General features: G+C 67.3%; 20 protein-coding genes. 9 read left to right on the top strand and 11 right to left on the bottom strand.

Annotation, left to right across the window (positions count from 1 at the left end; all coding sequences use genetic code 11):
- Positions 1–152 precede the first annotated feature (152 nt).
- Genes AC1KAR_RS08745 through AC1KAR_RS08725 form a run of 5 tightly spaced genes read right to left on the bottom strand, consistent with a single transcriptional unit; the run spans position 153 to position 5,272 of the window.
- Positions 153–1,118: an EamA family transporter gene (locus tag AC1KAR_RS08745; RefSeq protein ID WP_480316537.1), complete on the bottom strand. Its 966-nt coding sequence runs from the start codon at positions 1,116–1,118 to the stop codon at positions 153–155.
- A complete protein-coding gene (locus AC1KAR_RS08740; RefSeq protein ID WP_480316535.1) occupies positions 1,115–2,110 on the bottom strand; it encodes an SDR family oxidoreductase in 996 nt (331 codons plus the stop codon). The genes AC1KAR_RS08745 and AC1KAR_RS08740 overlap by 4 nt, the downstream gene beginning before the upstream one ends.
- Positions 2,110–3,036, bottom strand: a complete 927-nt coding sequence (locus tag AC1KAR_RS08735; protein WP_480316533.1) for a bile acid:sodium symporter family protein — start codon at positions 3,034–3,036, stop codon at positions 2,110–2,112. Before AC1KAR_RS08735 ends, AC1KAR_RS08740 begins: the two co-directional genes overlap by 1 nt.
- On the bottom strand, positions 3,036–4,406 hold the full coding sequence (locus AC1KAR_RS08730; RefSeq protein ID WP_480316531.1) for a flavin-containing monooxygenase: 1,371 nt from the start codon (positions 4,404–4,406) through the stop codon (positions 3,036–3,038). The genes AC1KAR_RS08735 and AC1KAR_RS08730 overlap by 1 nt, the downstream gene beginning before the upstream one ends.
- Positions 4,403–5,272, bottom strand: a complete 870-nt coding sequence (locus tag AC1KAR_RS08725) for an SDR family oxidoreductase (protein ID WP_480316529.1) — start codon at positions 5,270–5,272, stop codon at positions 4,403–4,405. Before AC1KAR_RS08725 ends, AC1KAR_RS08730 begins: the two co-directional genes overlap by 4 nt.
- Positions 5,273–5,361: 89 nt before the next feature.
- On the opposite strand from AC1KAR_RS08725, the gene AC1KAR_RS08720 reads away from it, so the two are divergent.
- The gene (locus AC1KAR_RS08720) at positions 5,362–6,144 is read left to right on the top strand and encodes an IclR family transcriptional regulator (protein ID WP_480316527.1); all 783 of its coding nucleotides are present in this window, start codon (positions 5,362–5,364) and stop codon (positions 6,142–6,144) included.
- Positions 6,145–6,199: 55 nt separating this feature from the next.
- Here AC1KAR_RS08720 and AC1KAR_RS08715 read toward each other — a convergent pair whose 3' ends face one another.
- The 5 genes from AC1KAR_RS08715 to AC1KAR_RS08695 form a co-directional block, all read right to left on the bottom strand.
- Positions 6,200–6,658 carry a GNAT family N-acetyltransferase gene (locus AC1KAR_RS08715; protein ID WP_480316525.1) on the bottom strand — a complete coding sequence of 153 codons (459 nt, stop codon included), beginning with the start codon at positions 6,656–6,658 and terminating at the stop codon, positions 6,200–6,202.
- Between the two features lie 3 nt (positions 6,659–6,661).
- Positions 6,662–7,237 (bottom strand): dihydrofolate reductase family protein, encoded by a 576-nt coding sequence (locus AC1KAR_RS08710; protein WP_480316523.1) that lies wholly within the window; start codon positions 7,235–7,237, stop codon positions 6,662–6,664.
- A gap of 6 nt (positions 7,238–7,243) precedes the next feature.
- The gene (locus tag AC1KAR_RS08705; RefSeq protein WP_480316521.1) at positions 7,244–7,645 is read right to left on the bottom strand and encodes a GFA family protein; all 402 of its coding nucleotides are present in this window, start codon (positions 7,643–7,645) and stop codon (positions 7,244–7,246) included.
- A gap of 92 nt (positions 7,646–7,737) precedes the next feature.
- Positions 7,738–8,097 (bottom strand): hypothetical protein, encoded by a 360-nt coding sequence (locus AC1KAR_RS08700; RefSeq protein WP_480316519.1) that lies wholly within the window; start codon positions 8,095–8,097, stop codon positions 7,738–7,740.
- 188 nt (positions 8,098–8,285) lie between these two features.
- Positions 8,286–8,654, bottom strand: coding sequence for a DUF1428 domain-containing protein (locus tag AC1KAR_RS08695; protein ID WP_480316517.1), 369 nt, complete (start codon positions 8,652–8,654; stop codon positions 8,286–8,288).
- A gap of 185 nt (positions 8,655–8,839) precedes the next feature.
- Between AC1KAR_RS08695 and AC1KAR_RS08690 the strand changes: the two genes are divergently transcribed.
- A complete protein-coding gene (locus AC1KAR_RS08690) occupies positions 8,840–8,989 on the top strand; it encodes a hypothetical protein (protein WP_480316515.1) in 150 nt (49 codons plus the stop codon).
- A gap of 86 nt (positions 8,990–9,075) precedes the next feature.
- On the opposite strand, the gene ggt is transcribed toward AC1KAR_RS08690, so the two are convergent.
- Positions 9,076–10,746: a gamma-glutamyltransferase gene (ggt, locus tag AC1KAR_RS08685; RefSeq protein WP_480317805.1), complete on the bottom strand. Its 1,671-nt coding sequence runs from the start codon at positions 10,744–10,746 to the stop codon at positions 9,076–9,078.
- Between the two features lie 205 nt (positions 10,747–10,951).
- Here ggt and AC1KAR_RS08680 point away from each other — a divergent pair, with 205 nt between their 5' ends.
- The 7 genes from AC1KAR_RS08680 to AC1KAR_RS08650 all read left to right on the top strand — a co-directional run bounded on the left by AC1KAR_RS08680 (position 10,952) and on the right by AC1KAR_RS08650 (position 14,508).
- The gene (locus AC1KAR_RS08680) at positions 10,952–11,467 is read left to right on the top strand and encodes a DUF1697 domain-containing protein (RefSeq protein WP_480316513.1); all 516 of its coding nucleotides are present in this window, start codon (positions 10,952–10,954) and stop codon (positions 11,465–11,467) included.
- Between the two features lie 58 nt (positions 11,468–11,525).
- Positions 11,526–12,227, top strand: a complete 702-nt coding sequence (locus AC1KAR_RS08675; protein WP_480316512.1) for a hypothetical protein — start codon at positions 11,526–11,528, stop codon at positions 12,225–12,227.
- On the top strand, positions 12,224–12,436 hold the full coding sequence (locus AC1KAR_RS08670) for a hypothetical protein (RefSeq protein ID WP_480316510.1): 213 nt from the start codon (positions 12,224–12,226) through the stop codon (positions 12,434–12,436). Before AC1KAR_RS08675 ends, AC1KAR_RS08670 begins: the two co-directional genes overlap by 4 nt.
- A 135-nt stretch (positions 12,437–12,571) precedes the next feature.
- Positions 12,572–13,111, top strand: a complete 540-nt coding sequence (locus AC1KAR_RS08665) for a GNAT family N-acetyltransferase (protein ID WP_480316508.1) — start codon at positions 12,572–12,574, stop codon at positions 13,109–13,111.
- 136 nt (positions 13,112–13,247) lie between these two features.
- The gene (locus tag AC1KAR_RS08660) at positions 13,248–13,439 is read left to right on the top strand and encodes a hypothetical protein (RefSeq protein ID WP_480316506.1); all 192 of its coding nucleotides are present in this window, start codon (positions 13,248–13,250) and stop codon (positions 13,437–13,439) included.
- Positions 13,440–13,538: 99 nt separating this feature from the next.
- Positions 13,539–13,955: a PaaI family thioesterase gene (locus tag AC1KAR_RS08655; protein WP_480316505.1), complete on the top strand. Its 417-nt coding sequence runs from the start codon at positions 13,539–13,541 to the stop codon at positions 13,953–13,955.
- A 94-nt stretch (positions 13,956–14,049) separates the two neighbouring features.
- Positions 14,050–14,508 (top strand): protein tyrosine phosphatase family protein, encoded by a 459-nt coding sequence (locus tag AC1KAR_RS08650; RefSeq protein WP_480316503.1) that lies wholly within the window; start codon positions 14,050–14,052, stop codon positions 14,506–14,508.
- The last annotated feature ends 19 nt before the right edge of the window (positions 14,509–14,527 follow it).

Here is a 14,527-nt window from a genome sequence, read left to right as displayed (position 1 = left end):
TGGCCACCCAGTTCGGATGAATTGCTTCAAGCTGTTGATTTGCAATGATTATTTGCTTGATGGATGCTTGATCGAATGGGGCCGGCGGGCGGTGAGATTGCTTGATGGATCCGAGTGATCCTCGCAACAAACGCAAGACAAACCTATGCGAATCAATGGTTTAGGTGTTTGACGGGTGCTTGATTCGGCCTCAATGGCTGCGTGTGCAGGGCCTTCACCGCCCGCCCCCGCCACCACCCCGCCCCCTGGTTGATCAACAACCCCAGCAGCACCGCCGCCGTCCCCGCCCACTGCAACGGCAAAGGCCGCTCCCCGAACGCCACCGCGGCTGCCCACAGCCCCACCACGGGCACCAGCAGTGACCACGGCACGACCTTGGCGGCTGGGTGGCGCTTGAGCAGGCGTGTCCACAGGCTGTAGGCCAGCAGCGTGGCGAGCAGGCCGAGGTAGAGAACGGCGCCGGCGCCGGCGAGGTCGATCCGCTGGATCTGCGCGATGACCTCGCCGCTGCCTTGCTGCCACACGGCCAATGCGAAGAAGGGCACGATGGGCACGAGGCTCGTCCACACGATGAAGTTGAAGGGCTCGTAGTCGGACACGCGGGCCGCGAGGCGGCCCACCAGGTTCGAGAGGGCCCACATCAGCGCCGCGCCCACGGTGAGCACGAAGCCGATCAGCGTCATCTGCCCCGGCCCTTCGCCGTGCGCGCAGGCGATGGCGACCAGGCCCCCCAGGGCCACGGTGAGGCCCACCCACTGCAGCGGCTGGGTGCGCTCGCGCAGGATGGGCATGCCCAGCAGCAGGGTGAAGAAGGCCTGCGTCTGCATCACCACCGAGGCCATGCCGGCGGTCATGCCGAGTTGCAGGCCCAGGAACAGCAGGCCGAACTGGCCCAGGCCCTGCGCCAGGCCGTAGGCGAGCATGTAGCGCCAGGGCAGCTTGGGTGGCTTGATCAACAGCAGCAGCGGCAGTGCGGCCACGCAAAAGCGCAGGCCGCCCATCACGAAGGGCGACAGGCCGCTGAGGCCCATCTTCATCACGACGAAGTTCAGGCCCCAGATGAGGATGACCGCGGCGAGCCGCGCTGCGTCGCCGCGGGTCAGGGTGCCGCTGCTCATGATGTTGTAGCCGCGCTGGGTGCCACCGAGATGGGCCGCCCGGCCGCCGCGCGCGCGGCCACGAAGCTCAGGAAGGCCTCACGGCTGGTCTTGCCGGGTTGGTAGCCGAGCTCGGCTTTGAGTCGCGCGTTGTCGAGCACCGGGCGGTAGCGCAGGAAGTCGAGCTGCTCCGGGCCGTAGCGGCTGATGCCGAGCCGCGAGCCCACTCGCAGCAGCATGGTCAGCACCGAGGCCGGGAAGGCCTGCACGCGCTTGCCCAGCAGCGCGGCGATCTCGTGGATGGAGAGCGCGCCATCACCCGCCAGGTTGTAGATGCCTTCGCGGCCGGTGCGCAGTGCGTGCAGGAACGCGCCGGTGACGTCGGTGTCCCAGATGAAGACGAAGGGGCTGTCGCTGCCTCGGATGCCGATCAGGCGGCGCTTCTCGAACAGCGCGGTGATCTGGTTGTCGACCGACTCGCCCAGGATGGTGCCGATGCGAAACACCGTCTGCTTGATCTGTGGTTGTGCCACGCGGTAGAGCGCGAGCGACTCCTCCACCAGGCGCTTGTGGTACGAGTACGCGAACACCTGGTTGCCGCGCAGCAGCGCGTTCTCGGTGATCCACGCCGGGTTGTCGGCGTGATAGCCGTAGGCCGCGCCGCTGGAGCTCACGAGCAGGTGCTCGACGTGCGCGTTCACGCAGGCCTGCAGCAGGTTCTGCGTGCCCAGCACATCGACCGAATACTCGAACTCGCGGCTGGAGCCGCGCCCCGGCGTGACGATGGACGCGAGGTGGATGACGGTGTTGATGCGGTAGCGCAGCAGCGACTCGGCGAGTTGGGGGTCGCGCACGTCTTGCCGCTCGTAGACGACGCCGGGCAGGCGCCGCTCTTCGGGTACGTCGCGCACGTCTTGTGCCAGCAGCACGGCGCACTCGCCCGACTGCGCCAGCGCAGCCACCAGGCTGCGCCCCAGGAAGCCATCGGCCCCGGTGATCAAAACCCGCTTCATCAGAACTTTCCTTCAGCACTGCCCACGGGCAGCGGCGGCCGCCGTGCCCACCAGCCTGCGAGCAGCAGGCCGATCACGATGTCCATGAACCCCCAGGCACCGGCCACCACGGCCATGCCACCCAAGCCGCCGAAGAAGCTGAAGATCAGCACCAGGCCGAGGCCGGCGTTGCGCACGCCCACCTCAATCGAGACGGCGCGGCGGTCGTACTCCTGCAGGCCGGCCAGGCGGGCCGTGGCGTAGCCCAGGCCATAGGCGAGCACGTCGTGCGCGATCACCGCCAGCAGCACCAGGCCCAGGTAGTCGACGAAGTAACGCCAGTTGCCGGCGATGGCGCCCACGATGAAGCCCACCAGGCACAGAAAGCTCAGCACGCGCGCCGGCTTCTTGATGCGTTCGGTAAGGCGCGGCAGGTGGCGCGCGAAGAGGATGCCCGCCACGAACGGCGCGCCGATGATGATGACGATGTGCAGGCCCATCTCGAGCGGGTCGAGCGCAATCGTCTTGAGCAGTGGCGCGGCCGTGGGGTGCAGCGCGCCCCAGAAGGCCAGGTTGAGCGGCATCAGCACGATCGACAGTGCGTTGGAGATGGCGGTCATCGACACCGACAGCGCCACGTTGCCGCCTGCGCGGTGGGTCAGGATGTTCGAGATGTTGCCCGGCGGGCAGCAGGCCACGAGGATCATGCCCAGCGCAATGCTCGGCGCCGGTTGCAGCAGCAGCGTGAGGCCGAAGGTGATGGCCGGCAGCAGCAGGAACTGCGCGGCGATACCGGCGGCCATGGCCACGGGCAGCTTGAGCACGCGCTTGAAGTCGTCGATGCGCGTGTCCAGCGCAATGCCGAACATCAGGAAGGCGAGCACCGCGTTCAACGCGGCGAGCGAGGCCGGGTTGAAGTTCAGCCGGATCTCGTCGACCGATGGCATCACTTAGCGGCCCCCGCGCCGAGCGAGGCGCTGGCCGCGCGCACGGCGGCGCGGTAGGTGTCCTTGTGCACGTAGTACGCCATGCGTTCGAGCTTCAGGTACTTGTAGCCGCCGCTCAGGTCAGGCGGCGGGCCGGCCTTGGCGGCAGCGAACGCGCGGCCGCGCTCGGTCCCGGCGGCCTTGAAGGCGCGCGCGACCAACTCGCCCTGCTCGTAGCGGCCCTGCCAGCCGATGCCGCTGGCTTCGATCATGCCGATCACGGCCAGGTTGTCGAAGCGCGGCGCGAAGATGTTGAGGTACAGCTGCGGTGCCATGCCCTGCCAGTTGAGCAGGGCCGAATCGATGAACGGGTAGTGCAGCTTGTAGCCGGTGGCGGCGAGCACGAGGTCGTAGTCCTGGTGGCTGCCGTCCTTGAAGTGAACAGTGTGGCCGTCGAAGCGATCGATGTCGGCCTTGACCGAGATGTCGCCGTGGCCGATGTGATGCAGGATCAGCGAGTTGACCACCGGGTGCGACTCGTACATCTTGTACTCGGGCTTCGGGAAGCCAAAGCGCACCGGGTCGCCGGTGAACCACTTGAGCACGGTGCTGTCCACGCGCTGCTTGAGCCACGCGGGCAGCGGCCGCTTGCCGCCCAGCGTGTCGGCCGGTTTGCCGAAGATGTACTTGGGCACGAAGTAGTAGCCGCGGCGCACCGAGATGTCGACGCTTTGCGCGTAGTGCACCGCATCGACCGCGATGTCGCAGCCCGAGTTGCCGGCGCCCACGATCAGCACGCGCTTGTTCTTGAACAGCTCGGCCGACTTGTATTCGCTCGTGTGCTTGAGCTCACCCGAGAACTGCCCCTTGAAGCGCGGCATGCTCGGCTCGGCCAGCGTGCCGTTGGCGATCACCACGCCCTTGAAATCGGCTTGGCGCAACTGACCGTTGGCATCGAGCCACTCCACGCGCCACAGCGGGCTCGGGCCTTCGCCGAGCGGCTGTACGCGCAGCACCCGCACATTGAAGTGGTAGTGCTGGCGCAGCTTGAAGTGATCGGCAAAGCGCGCGAAGTAGCGGCACAGCTCGCGGTGGCTCGGGTAGTCGGCCACCGAGTCGTCCATCGGGAACTCGGCGAACTCGGTGGTGCGCTTGCTGGAGATGAGGTGCGCCGATTCATACACCGTGCTGCGCGGGTTGGCGATGTTCCACAACCCGCCCACATCCGAATAGGCCTCGAAGCCCTGGAAGGGGATGCCCTCCTTCTGCAGGTTGCGTGCGGCCGCCAAGCCCGAGGGGCCGGCGCCTATCAAGGCCACCTGCATCACCGTGGGCGAGGGCGTGGGCGCCACGTCGTGGAGGCTCACCTGAGCCGTGCTGAGTGCGTTCATGGTGTGGTCGACTTGTCTCGTTCTGTGTTTGTGGGGAGCCTGCTCTCGTCGGCGCGCGGTGCCAAACCGGGGATGGGCGTGGCACCGGCTTCGCCGGCGCGCGGCTTGCGCGGCTGCGCCAGCAGCAGGCGGTCGTGCCAGGCGCTGGGCAGCAGGCCCAGGGCACGGGCCAGCCACGCCATGCGGCGCGGCAGCACGATGTGTTCATGGCCCTTGGCGACGCGCGCAAGCAGTTGGCGAGCGGCGTCATCGGGCTCCAGCAGGCCGGGCATGGTGAAGCGGTTGCCGGCGGTGAGCGCCGTGCGCAGGTAGCCCGGGCTGATCGTGCTGACCGTGAGGCCGCTGCCCCGCAGCTCGGCGCGCAGGCTTTGCAGGTAAGCGATCAGCCCGGCCTTGCTCGCGCAGTAGGCGCCGTTGCCCGGCAGCCCGCGCCAGCCGGCGAGGCTCGCCACACCCACCAGTGCGCCCGCGCGCACCGAGCGCATCGGCTCCACGAAAGGCTGGAAGGTGGTGGCCACCCCGAGCAGGTTGATCTCCAGCATGCGGCGGAACACCGCCAGATCCCCAGCATCGGCCGTGTCATAGCCACCGGCCACGCCCGCATTGGCGATCACCAGGTCGGGCGCGCCGTGCAGGGCCAGCCAATCGCGCGCCATGGCGCGCATGGCCTGGCTGTCGGTGATGTCGGGCGTGTAGATGCGGCTGCGCTCGGGCGCGGTGCGGTGCAACGCCTCCAGCGCCTCGCGGTTCAGGCCGACCAGCGCCACGGCCGCACCGCTGGCCAGCAGGCGCCGGGCCAGTGACTGGCCGAGGCCGCCACAGGCGCCGGTGACGACCGCGTTGCGAAAGGGGGGTGCCTTTTCCATGCGGCCAGCTTACCCGAGGCGGCATACAATCTCATTCATATCAGCTTTTCGTCTCAAATAACGAGACATAAGCGCACTCGCCGCCCCACATGCCGCCAAATCTGACCGCCGCCGACGTCTCTGCTCCCAGCCTTCGCCTGCTCGATCTACTGGAGCGCATGGCTGCCCTGGGGCGCCCGCAAAGCCTGGCCGACCTGCTCGCCCAGGGCACGCCCTGGCCCAAGCCCACACTGCACCGCATGCTGCAGCAGCTGGAGGCCGCCGGCCTGCTGCAACGCGAGCCCGACGGCCGCCGCTACGCGCTGGGCGCGCGCACGCTGCGCATGGCCGAGTCGGCGCTGGCGGGCAGCGCGCAGCAGGGCGTGCGCCATGCCGTGCTGCGCGCCCTGGTGGCCGAGCTGGGCGAGAGCTGCAACCTCACCGCCATGTCGGGCGCCGAGGTGATCTACCTCGATCGTGTGGAGGCCGCCTTCCCGCTGCGCCTGGAGTTGCGCCCCGGCACCCGCGTGCCGCTGCACTGCTCGGCCAGCGGCAAGCTCTTCCTCGCCTTCATGCCCGCACGCCAGCGCAAGCCGCTGCTCGACGGGCTCGACCTGAGCCGGCATACCGGCACCACCCTCACCACGCGCGAGGCGCTGGAGACCGAGCTGGAGCGCATCCGCCAAGACGGCTACGCGGTCGACGACCAGGAGTTCGTCGAAGGCCTCAACTGTGTGGCCGTGCCGGTGCGCGAAAGCGGCTCGGGCCAGCAGGGGTCACTGCGTTGCGCGGTGGCCTTGCAGGCACCCACCGCGCGCATGCCCTTGGCGCAGGCGCTGACGCTGGTGCCGCGCTTGCGACAAGCGGCTACGGCGATCGCGCGCAGTTTGTAGGGCAGGGCCAATGAGCCGGTGAGCGCAGGCTCGCGGGGGCTTACTCAGCGTCGACTTAGGACAAGCGCAGTTCCATGAACAGGCTGTGCGGGTCTTCCTTGTAGCTGGCGAACGGGCCTGATTCCTGAAAGCCTGCGCTCCGGTACAACTGCTGTGCCGCCCCGAAGTTCGCATGCGTGCCGGTTTCAAGGCTGAGCAACGTGTAGCCACGCTGCCGTGCGGTTTCGATGATTCGACCGAGCACGGCGCGGCCGGCCCCGCGGCCGCGAAGCTTTGCCGGTGTGCGCATCGACTTGATCTCGCCGTGCGTGGCGCTCAGCTCCTTCAGTGCGCCGCATCCGAGCAGCACGTGGTCTTGCCAGACGGTCCAGAAGGTGATGTCGGGAGACTTCAGCTTTGATAGATCCAACGCAAAAACCTGTTCCGGCGGGCTCAGTTCATGCATGTTCGCCAGGTGTTCGCTCAGGAGTGCATGCACGTCAGGGCGAGAGAGGTCGTCGATCTCGATTCGCATGGTTCAGTGGTCGTGTTGTTGATTGCTCTCGCGCCGGTACTGCATGGCGACCGCACCGCAGCGCAACGGCTTCGCGCAGACCAGATCGAGCCGCCGCGTGCCGGGCAGCCCGCTCTCATACAGCGTCGGGCCGTGGCCGGCGATCCGGGGGTGCACGAGGAACACGTACTCGTCGATCAGGTCCAGCCGATCCAACTCGGCCGCGAGCAGGCCGCTGCCAAAGAGCACACCGGTCGGGTACGCGTCCTTCAGGTTCTGCACCCCTGCGCGAAGGTCGCCGGCGATGTGGTGAGTGTTCGTCCATGAAAAGTCTTCTCGCGTCGACGAGACCACGTACTTCGGCTTCGCCTCCAGCTTGACCGCCCACTCGCGCAGCGCAGGCGGCGCCTCCACCTCACCGCGGGCCACCGCCGGCCAGTAGCTCTCCATCATTTCGTAGGTCACGCGTCCCCACAGCATGGCCCCGTGTTCGTCCATGAGGCGGGTGAAGAAGGCGTGTGTCTCGTCATCGGCGACGCCCTCCCGGTGGTCGACGCAGCCGTCGAGCGTGACGTTGATGCTGAAGGTCAGGAGCCCCATGCTGCCTTACCCCGTGCGATCGAGCGGATGGTTCGCGCCATCGCTGAGACGAACGGGCTCCAGATCGAAGGGGTTCACGCCATCCAGGCACCCCACGTTGTAGCCGTACTCGTTCGGGTTCGAGCGGCGCTGGTGATGCGTGTAGATGCCGCAGTTCGAGCAGAAGTAGTGACGGGCCACGTTCGTATTGAACTGGTAGGTCTTGAGTGACGCTTCGCCCTGCACGACCCTGAGGCCACCCTTCGACACGGTGGCCATGATGGCGCCCTTTCTCCGGCACATCGAGCAATTGCACCGCAGCGGATTGACGATGCCATCCGGCAGGTCAAGCTCCAGCACCACCGTGCCGCAATGGCACGACGAACGATGCTTCGGCTGAATCTGCGTTGCTCCGACACGTTTGATCATTTCGGCTCCTCGACGGCGAGATTCTCCTGCGCCTATGGTTTGGCATGCGGTGTGCGGGTCAAACCGCTCCATGGTGCTGCCGGGGTGCGGCCTCACTCCTTGATCATCTTGGTCTCGTAGAAGCGCAGCGTTTCTCCGAATCGCATGCAAGAGGCCTTGCCCATCGAGGGCGCCATCTCCCTGTCGAATGTCTCCTTGTGCCGAACAAAGAGGCCGAGTGACACATCTGTGGCTTGCGCGCGAGTGACCTCTTTGCTGGCCGCTGCAAAGTCTTCGATCCTGCGCATCGACTTGACGAGCACGTCGGCGTTCTTCTTCTCCCAGGGGCGCAGCGTTCCCATCCCAGGGAAACCGAGCTTCTCGCACAACTCGCCCTGCTTCATGGCGAAGGCGAAGTACATCAGGTTCTCGGACGCCTCTCTCTCGGTCATCGCCATTGCCGGGTGGCTCATCAGAAGGCAGAGCGCTGCGACGCTGCAGTGACGGTTCAGGGAAGAAGGCATGGAGGTCGGTCGGTGTTTGATCGAGAGGCGGCGCCCGGTCTCCCGGGTGACGCGCTCTCGATTGATGGCGGTATGAAAGGCGTGCGCCGAGCGTCGGGTGCAAGCAGGTTAACGCCAGACGCTCGCCGCCCCGCCGCTCAAGCCTTCACTTCGACCACCGGCACGAACCCGCCGAAGATCATGCGCTTGCCGTCGAAGGGCATGGGCGGGTTGCCGGGGGTGGACGGGTCCATGCGCGGGTCTTCCATCATCTTCTTCATGCCGGCGTCGCGCGTGGCCTTGTCCGGCCATTCGACCCACGAGAAGACCACCGTCTCCTCGGCCGTCGCCTGGACTGAGCGGCGGAAATCGGTGACCTTGCCGTCGGGAACATCGTCGCCCCAGCCCTCGATCACGCGGATGGCGCCGAGCTCGAGGAATATCGGGTCGAGCGTGCGCGCGTGGTCGATGAACTTTTGCTTGTTGGCGGTGGGGACCGCGATCACGAAACCATCGATGTAGGACATGTCTTCACTCCAGTTGGGTTGAACGCAAGTGCACCCGACTGTGGGCACCTCGTATCTCAACGACGAACGACAGCACGCCAGATCGACATCAGATCGACATGACCTGCCCGGCGAGAGGGCCTGACCCCGTGGCCCGACCCTGCGCGCCGCATGTATCCTCAGCCTCTTTACTCGAAAGGATCGTCATGGCACTGTCAAAGAAGAAGCGCGTCGGCAAGCGGACCATCTCGGCCAAGCAGGTCAGAAAGACGGCCAGCGGCAGAAAGCGCCGCAAGGCCGACGGCACACAGCCGCCGAAGGTGCTGTTCCCGACACCGGCGCCCGCCGCGTCCTGACCCCTCGGGGCAGCCGGAGGATCGAGCGCCAAGCCCCCGCGGCTTGGCCGCTCTCGCTTCAGTAGCCCAGGTTCAATAGCCCAAATTCAGTAGCCCAACGCAAGCCCCGAGTTGCGCCTCGGATCGTTGGCCCCGTAGTACCTGTTCTCGCCCGCCGGCTTGCCGCCGAGCCGCGGCGCCCCCACGATGATTGCGGCCAGGTGGTTCGCCGGTTGCGGTGCGCCGAGCTGGTGCCCCATGCCTTCGAGCAGCTTGCGCGTGTCGGGGCTCAGTGCGTAGTTCTCGACGTTGGTGACATCGGGCAGCCACTGCTGGTGGAAGCGCGGCGCGTCGACCGCCTCCTGGATGTCCATGCCGTAGTCGATCACGTTCAGGATGGTGTGCAGCACCGCCGTGATGATTCGGCTGCCTCCCGGCGTGCCCAGCACCATGACCGGCTTGCCGTCGCGGCTCACGATGGTCGGGCTCATCGAGCTCAGCGGGCGCTTTCCCGGCGCGATGGCGTTGGCCTCGCCCTGCACCAGGCCGTAGAGGTTGGGCACACCGATCTTGGCGGTGAAGTCGTCCATCTCGTTGTTGAGCAGCACGCCGGTCTTGCCGGCCGTGACCTTGGCGCCGAACCAGTCGTTGATGGTGTACGTGACCGACACCGCATTGCCCCACTTGTCGACGATGGAGTAGTGCGTGGTGTTGCTGCCTTCGTGGGGCGCGACGCCGGGTTTGATGTCTTTCGAGACGCCGGCCTTGGACGGGTCGATCGCGGCTCGGATCTTGGCGGCGTAGCCCTTGTCGAGCAGGCGATCGAGCGGGTTCTTCACGAAGTCGGGGTCGCCGAGGTAGCTGTTGCGGTCGACATACGCATGGCGCATGGCCTCGATCTGGTAGTGCACCGACTGCGCCGAGCGGTAGCCCAGGTCTTTCAGCGGGTAGCCCTCGAGCACGTTGAGCATTTCGCAGATGACCACGCCGCCCGAGCTGGGGGGCGGCGCCGAGATGACGCGGTAGCCGCGGTAGTCGCACTCCACGGGCGCGAGTTCGCGGGTCTTGTACTGGTCGAGATCGGCCTGCGTGAGGATGCCCTTGCCGGCGGTGCTGGCGGCCACCAGCTCGGCGGCGACCGGGCCCTTGTAGAAGCCGTCCATGCCGTGGTCGCTGATGCGCTGCAGCGTGCGCGCCAGGTTGGACTGCACCAGCTTTTGCCCCACCGCGAAGGGCTCGCCCTTGTTCAGGAAGATCTCGGCCGAGGGCGAGTCCTTGCGGAAGTCTTCGGTCGCGGTGGCCAGCATGTCCACATCGCCCTGGTCGAGTACGAAACCCTGCCTGGCGTAGCGGATGGCGGGCGCGATGAGCGCGGCGCGCTTCATGCTGCCGTAGCGCGAGAGCGCGTACTCCAGGCCCGACACCGTGCCCGGCACACCGACCGCGAGGTAGCCCTTGGTGCTCAGGCCCTTGACCACGTTGCCGTCGGCGCCGAGGTACATGTTGGCGGTGGCGGCCAGCGGCGCCTTCTCGCGGAAGTCGAGGAAGGTCTTGCGGCCATCGGCCAACTGCAGCGTCATGAAGCCGCCGCCGCCCAGGTTGCCTGCCGCCGGGTAGACCACCGCGAGCGCGTAGCCCACCGCCACCGCGGCATCGATGGCGTTGCCGCCGTCCTTGAGCACATCCACGCCCACGTGCGTGGCCAGGTGCTGCGCGGTGACGACCATGCCGTTCCTGGCCGCCACCGGTGCCTGCGACGCCGCCTGCGCGGCCTGCATCGCCAACGCCAGGCACGCCGCCGTCAACAAGGCGGTGGCCCGCCTGACCATCGCTGGATTCATCGCACGCTCCCGTCACTGGTGTGGCGCACATGTCACCACGAAGCCGCCGACCCTTTCCAGCGCGCGGTGACTCGGTGCGCACAATGCGCGTCACGCCTGGGGCGGCGATTGCCCTGTCGACTCACTGCCCGAGGCTCTACCGATGACGCGATACGCTGCCTTCCTGCGCGGGATCAGCCCGATGAACGCCAAGATGCCGGAGCTCAAGCGCTGTTTCGAGTCGGCCGGCTTCGCGAACGTGAAGACGCTGCTGGCCAGCGGCAATTTGGTGTTCGACGCCGAGGCCGCTTCGGTCATCGAGCTGGAGCAATCCGCCGAGCGCGCGATGCTTGCCGGCCTGGGCCACAGCTTCAGCACCATCGTGCGGCCGCAATCGCACCTGCGCGCGCTGATCGAGCGCGACCCGTATGCGCGGTTCACGCTGCCGGCGGGTGCCAAGCGCGTCGTCACCTTCTTGCGCCGCCCTGCGGTATCGCCCATCGCGTTGCCGCAGGAGCGTGACGGCGCGCAACTCCTCGCACTGATCGACGCCGAGCTCTACACCGCCTATGTGCCGGTCGACAAGCCGGCGGCGTTCATGCGCTTCATCGAGAGCCGGTTCGGCAAGGAGATCACGACCCGCACGCTCGACACCGTGAAGCGTTGCGCAGGGGCGTGAGCGGGCCGGTGCTCGCGCACAATCTGCGCCATCGTTTGGCCTGACTGGAGTTGACGCCATGCCTTTGCTCGGCCCCGCCGCCATGCTGCTGTCTTTCGATGTGGCAGACGAGATGCTCGTCGAGCACGACGACTGGCACACCCACGAGCACCTGCCCGAACGCCTGTCGATCCCCGGCTTCCTGCGCGGCAGCCGCTGGCTCGCCACACAGCCGGCCGCACCGCGCTACATGGTGATCTACGAGGTGGCGCAGCTGGGCACGCTCACCTCGGCCCCCTACCTGGAGCGCCTGAACGCCCCCAGCGACTGGACGACCCGGGTCATGCCGCATTACCGCGGCATGACGCGCGGCCTGTGCGCGGTGCGCGCCAGTGCCGGCCTCGGGCTCGGGTCGACTTCCCTGTTGCTGCGCTACACGCCGGCCACTGAAGGCGCGGCGACCGCCATTCGCAGCTGGTTGCGCGACGAGTGCCTGCCAGCCCTGGTGATGCAGCCGGGGCTTGGCAGCGCTCACCTCCTCGAAGCGGCGGCCACGTCGACCATGACCAAGGAGCAACGCATTCGCGGCGCGGACGCCGGGGTGGACGCTGCGCTGATCGTGACCGGCTACGCCGCCGATGCCGTGGCGCGGCTCGCAGCCGATCCCTCACTTGCTCACGACATCGCGGCGCGGGGCGCGACCGTGACGCTCTCGGCCTGCTATGCGCTGGGGCACAGCCTGAGCGCAACCGAGATGGCCGCCGCTGCGGGGGCCGCATGAACCCGCCGCGCAGTCAACGCATCGTGAACATCGTCGGCGGGTGGTTCTTCGTGGCGATCGCGCTGGTGATCCTGGTGGAGGCCTGGGGTGCCGGCTCGATCGGCGGGGGCCTGCTGGCACTCGTGCTCGGCGGCCTTGGGGTGGAGGCGCTGGTCAGCGCGCGGCGCAAGCGTGCCTCGCTGCTGATGCGCATCGGCCCCCTGCCGTGACGAAAGCGCCGCGCTGCGATACCGCCGCGCACGCGCGGGCATCGCATCAGGGGCTCGCCGCCCCCTGTGTGGCGTGGCACGATGTTCACTGACGCTTTCGCTCGGCCTTGTGCATCCCGATATGCTCGCCAGTTCATGAACCGCCTGCCCGACCTTCACAAGACGCGATTGACGCCCATGCGGGCCGAGCAATTCGATGGCTTTGCCGAGATCGCGATCGCCGAATATGCGCAGGACAACTCCCAGGCCGGGCGTTGGCCGCGCAAGGGTGCGAAGGCGCGGGCCCGGATGGAGTTCGAGCGGCTGCTGCCCCAGGGCATCGCCACGCCCGAGCACCACTTCTACGAGGTCTGGCACGACGCCACCCAGGAGCCCATCGGCACCCTGTGGTTCGGCGTACTCGGCAGTGGCGAGCACCGCATGGGCTACGTCTACAGCATCCGCATCCGCCCCGAGTTCCGCGGCCGCGGCCATGCCAAGGCAGCGCTCGATCAGATCGAGAGCATCGCTGCCGACCTCGGCCTGCCCAACATGGGCCTGCACGTGTTCAGCTTCAACACCAGCGCGCAGGCGCTGTACCGCTCCAGTGGCTACGGCATCACCGGCATGAACATGCTCAAGCCATTGCGGCGCGATGACGACACCGACGCCGACGATTCCGGCTTTCTCGATTAGCGGCCCGCAGGCGGGGGGCTGCTTCCCCTCTGTTCAAGGCGTCTCGCGCGCTCTAGACTGCACCTGGCTACAACTGGTTACACGCGGGTCGGCCCGCACCAGATCTGTCTGCCGCACACCGTGAAAGGGGAACAGCATGGGTGACGCACTGAGGGCCCCGGCCTATCAAGAATCCAGGATCGAAGACGAGCCCATCCTGGGCGCGGTACTGGCGCTGCCCGATGGCCGCATCCAGCCGCTGACGTTCTGGGAGCGCGTGATGGTCACGCTGCACCTGACCAACGCCAAGGCGCTCGAAGCGCGCTATTTCAAACCCGCGAATTCCTGACCGTCGAGCGTTGAGCCGCATGCTGCGCGGCCGGCCCGGCACGCCTGGCCGCGCTTGGGCAGAATCGCCTGCACACCCAACAGTGCACGGAGCCTGCTCATGACCTCGATCACCGCGGACAACCTCAACCAGCGCGGCGCGGACAACCTGCCGGGGCATCTGGGCATCGTCATCACCCTGGCCGAGCCGGGTGAGATCCGCGCCGAGATGCCGGTGGTGCAGCACCTGATGGCGCCCAACGGCTTCTTGCATGCTGGCAGCGTGGTCACGCTGGCCGACACCGCGGCGGGCTATGGCTGCGTGGTCAACCTGCCCGAGAGTGCGGCGGGCTTCACCACCGTCGAGCTCAAGTCCAACCACCTCGGCACGGCGCGCAACGGCACGGTGGAGGTGATCGCCAAGCCGGTGCACCTGGGCAAGACCACGCAGGTGTGGGATTCGGTGGTCACGCACCGCGAGACGGGCAAGACGATCGCGCTCTTTCGCTGCACGCAGATGGTTCTCTACGGCAAGTGAGCCGCGCCTTGGCCCTTCGTTCATGAACGGGCTTCATGTGCGCGTGAAGAGGTTTCGCTTGAGCGCCAACGCGCACTCCCTCACCATGCAATGCATGACGAACCCGCTTCACGCCATCCACAAGTACCGCGCCGTCAACGACACGCTCGCCACCTCGGGGCAACCCTCGGTGGCGCAGCTCGGTGAGATCGCTGCCGCGGGCTACACCACCGTCATCAACCTCGCGCTGCACGACGACCCGCGCTACTCGCTGCCCGACGAAGCCGGCACCGTGCAAGCGCTCGGCATGCGGTACGTGCACATCCCGGTGCAGTTCGCATCGCCCACGCGCGCCGACCTGCATGCCTTCTTCGATGCGATGGACGCGCACGGCGGCGAGAAGCTGTGGGTTCACTGCGCTGCCAACATCCGCGTCTCGGCCTTCATCGGGCTGTATCGCATGCTGCGGCAGGGCGCTCCGCGAGGGAGCGCGTTCGAACTGATGGACGGGATCTGGACTCCCGATGCGGTGTGGGTGGCCTTCATCGATGAGGCCGTGGCCAGCCCGCCCTGAGCGGCAGCGCAGGTCATAC

The sequence above is a fragment of the Piscinibacter sp. PDB1-1 genome (genome assembly GCF_056675995.1).
The sequence above is the reverse complement of the archived record's forward strand: the minus strand, read 5'-3'. Positions and strand labels throughout refer to the sequence as shown.

Excerpts from the sequence above, each read along its gene's own strand:
- AC1KAR_RS08665 (WP_480316508.1), top strand. The coding sequence starts at position 12,572 with ATGAACCGCCTGCCCGACCTTCACAAGACGCGATTGACGCCCATGCGG.
- AC1KAR_RS08705 (WP_480316521.1), bottom strand. The coding sequence starts at position 7,645 with ATGATCAAACGTGTCGGAGCAACGCAGATTCAGCCGAAGCATCGTTCG.
- AC1KAR_RS08740 (WP_480316535.1), bottom strand. The coding sequence starts at position 2,110 with ATGAAGCGGGTTTTGATCACCGGGGCCGATGGCTTCCTGGGGCGCAGC.
- AC1KAR_RS08660 (WP_480316506.1), top strand. The coding sequence starts at position 13,248 with ATGGGTGACGCACTGAGGGCCCCGGCCTATCAAGAATCCAGGATCGAA.
- AC1KAR_RS08680 (WP_480316513.1), top strand. The coding sequence starts at position 10,952 with ATGACGCGATACGCTGCCTTCCTGCGCGGGATCAGCCCGATGAACGCC.
- AC1KAR_RS08695 (WP_480316517.1), bottom strand. The coding sequence starts at position 8,654 with ATGTCCTACATCGATGGTTTCGTGATCGCGGTCCCCACCGCCAACAAG.
- AC1KAR_RS08730 (WP_480316531.1), bottom strand. The coding sequence starts at position 4,406 with ATGAACGCACTCAGCACGGCTCAGGTGAGCCTCCACGACGTGGCGCCC.
- AC1KAR_RS08710 (WP_480316523.1), bottom strand. The coding sequence starts at position 7,237 with ATGGGGCTCCTGACCTTCAGCATCAACGTCACGCTCGACGGCTGCGTC.
- AC1KAR_RS08670 (WP_480316510.1), top strand. The coding sequence starts at position 12,224 with ATGAACCCGCCGCGCAGTCAACGCATCGTGAACATCGTCGGCGGGTGG.
- ggt (WP_480317805.1), bottom strand. The coding sequence starts at position 10,746 with ATGCAGGCCGCGCAGGCGGCGTCGCAGGCACCGGTGGCGGCCAGGAAC.
- AC1KAR_RS08690 (WP_480316515.1), top strand. The coding sequence starts at position 8,840 with ATGGCACTGTCAAAGAAGAAGCGCGTCGGCAAGCGGACCATCTCGGCC.
- AC1KAR_RS08735 (WP_480316533.1), bottom strand. The coding sequence starts at position 3,036 with ATGCCATCGGTCGACGAGATCCGGCTGAACTTCAACCCGGCCTCGCTC.
- AC1KAR_RS08745 (WP_480316537.1), bottom strand. The coding sequence starts at position 1,118 with ATGAGCAGCGGCACCCTGACCCGCGGCGACGCAGCGCGGCTCGCCGCG.
- AC1KAR_RS08720 (WP_480316527.1), top strand. The coding sequence starts at position 5,362 with ATGCCGCCAAATCTGACCGCCGCCGACGTCTCTGCTCCCAGCCTTCGC.
- AC1KAR_RS08715 (WP_480316525.1), bottom strand. The coding sequence starts at position 6,658 with ATGCGAATCGAGATCGACGACCTCTCTCGCCCTGACGTGCATGCACTC.
- AC1KAR_RS08650 (WP_480316503.1), top strand. The coding sequence starts at position 14,050 with ATGACGAACCCGCTTCACGCCATCCACAAGTACCGCGCCGTCAACGAC.
- AC1KAR_RS08675 (WP_480316512.1), top strand. The coding sequence starts at position 11,526 with ATGCCTTTGCTCGGCCCCGCCGCCATGCTGCTGTCTTTCGATGTGGCA.
- AC1KAR_RS08655 (WP_480316505.1), top strand. The coding sequence starts at position 13,539 with ATGACCTCGATCACCGCGGACAACCTCAACCAGCGCGGCGCGGACAAC.
- AC1KAR_RS08725 (WP_480316529.1), bottom strand. The coding sequence starts at position 5,272 with ATGGAAAAGGCACCCCCCTTTCGCAACGCGGTCGTCACCGGCGCCTGT.
- AC1KAR_RS08700 (WP_480316519.1), bottom strand. The coding sequence starts at position 8,097 with ATGAGCCACCCGGCAATGGCGATGACCGAGAGAGAGGCGTCCGAGAAC.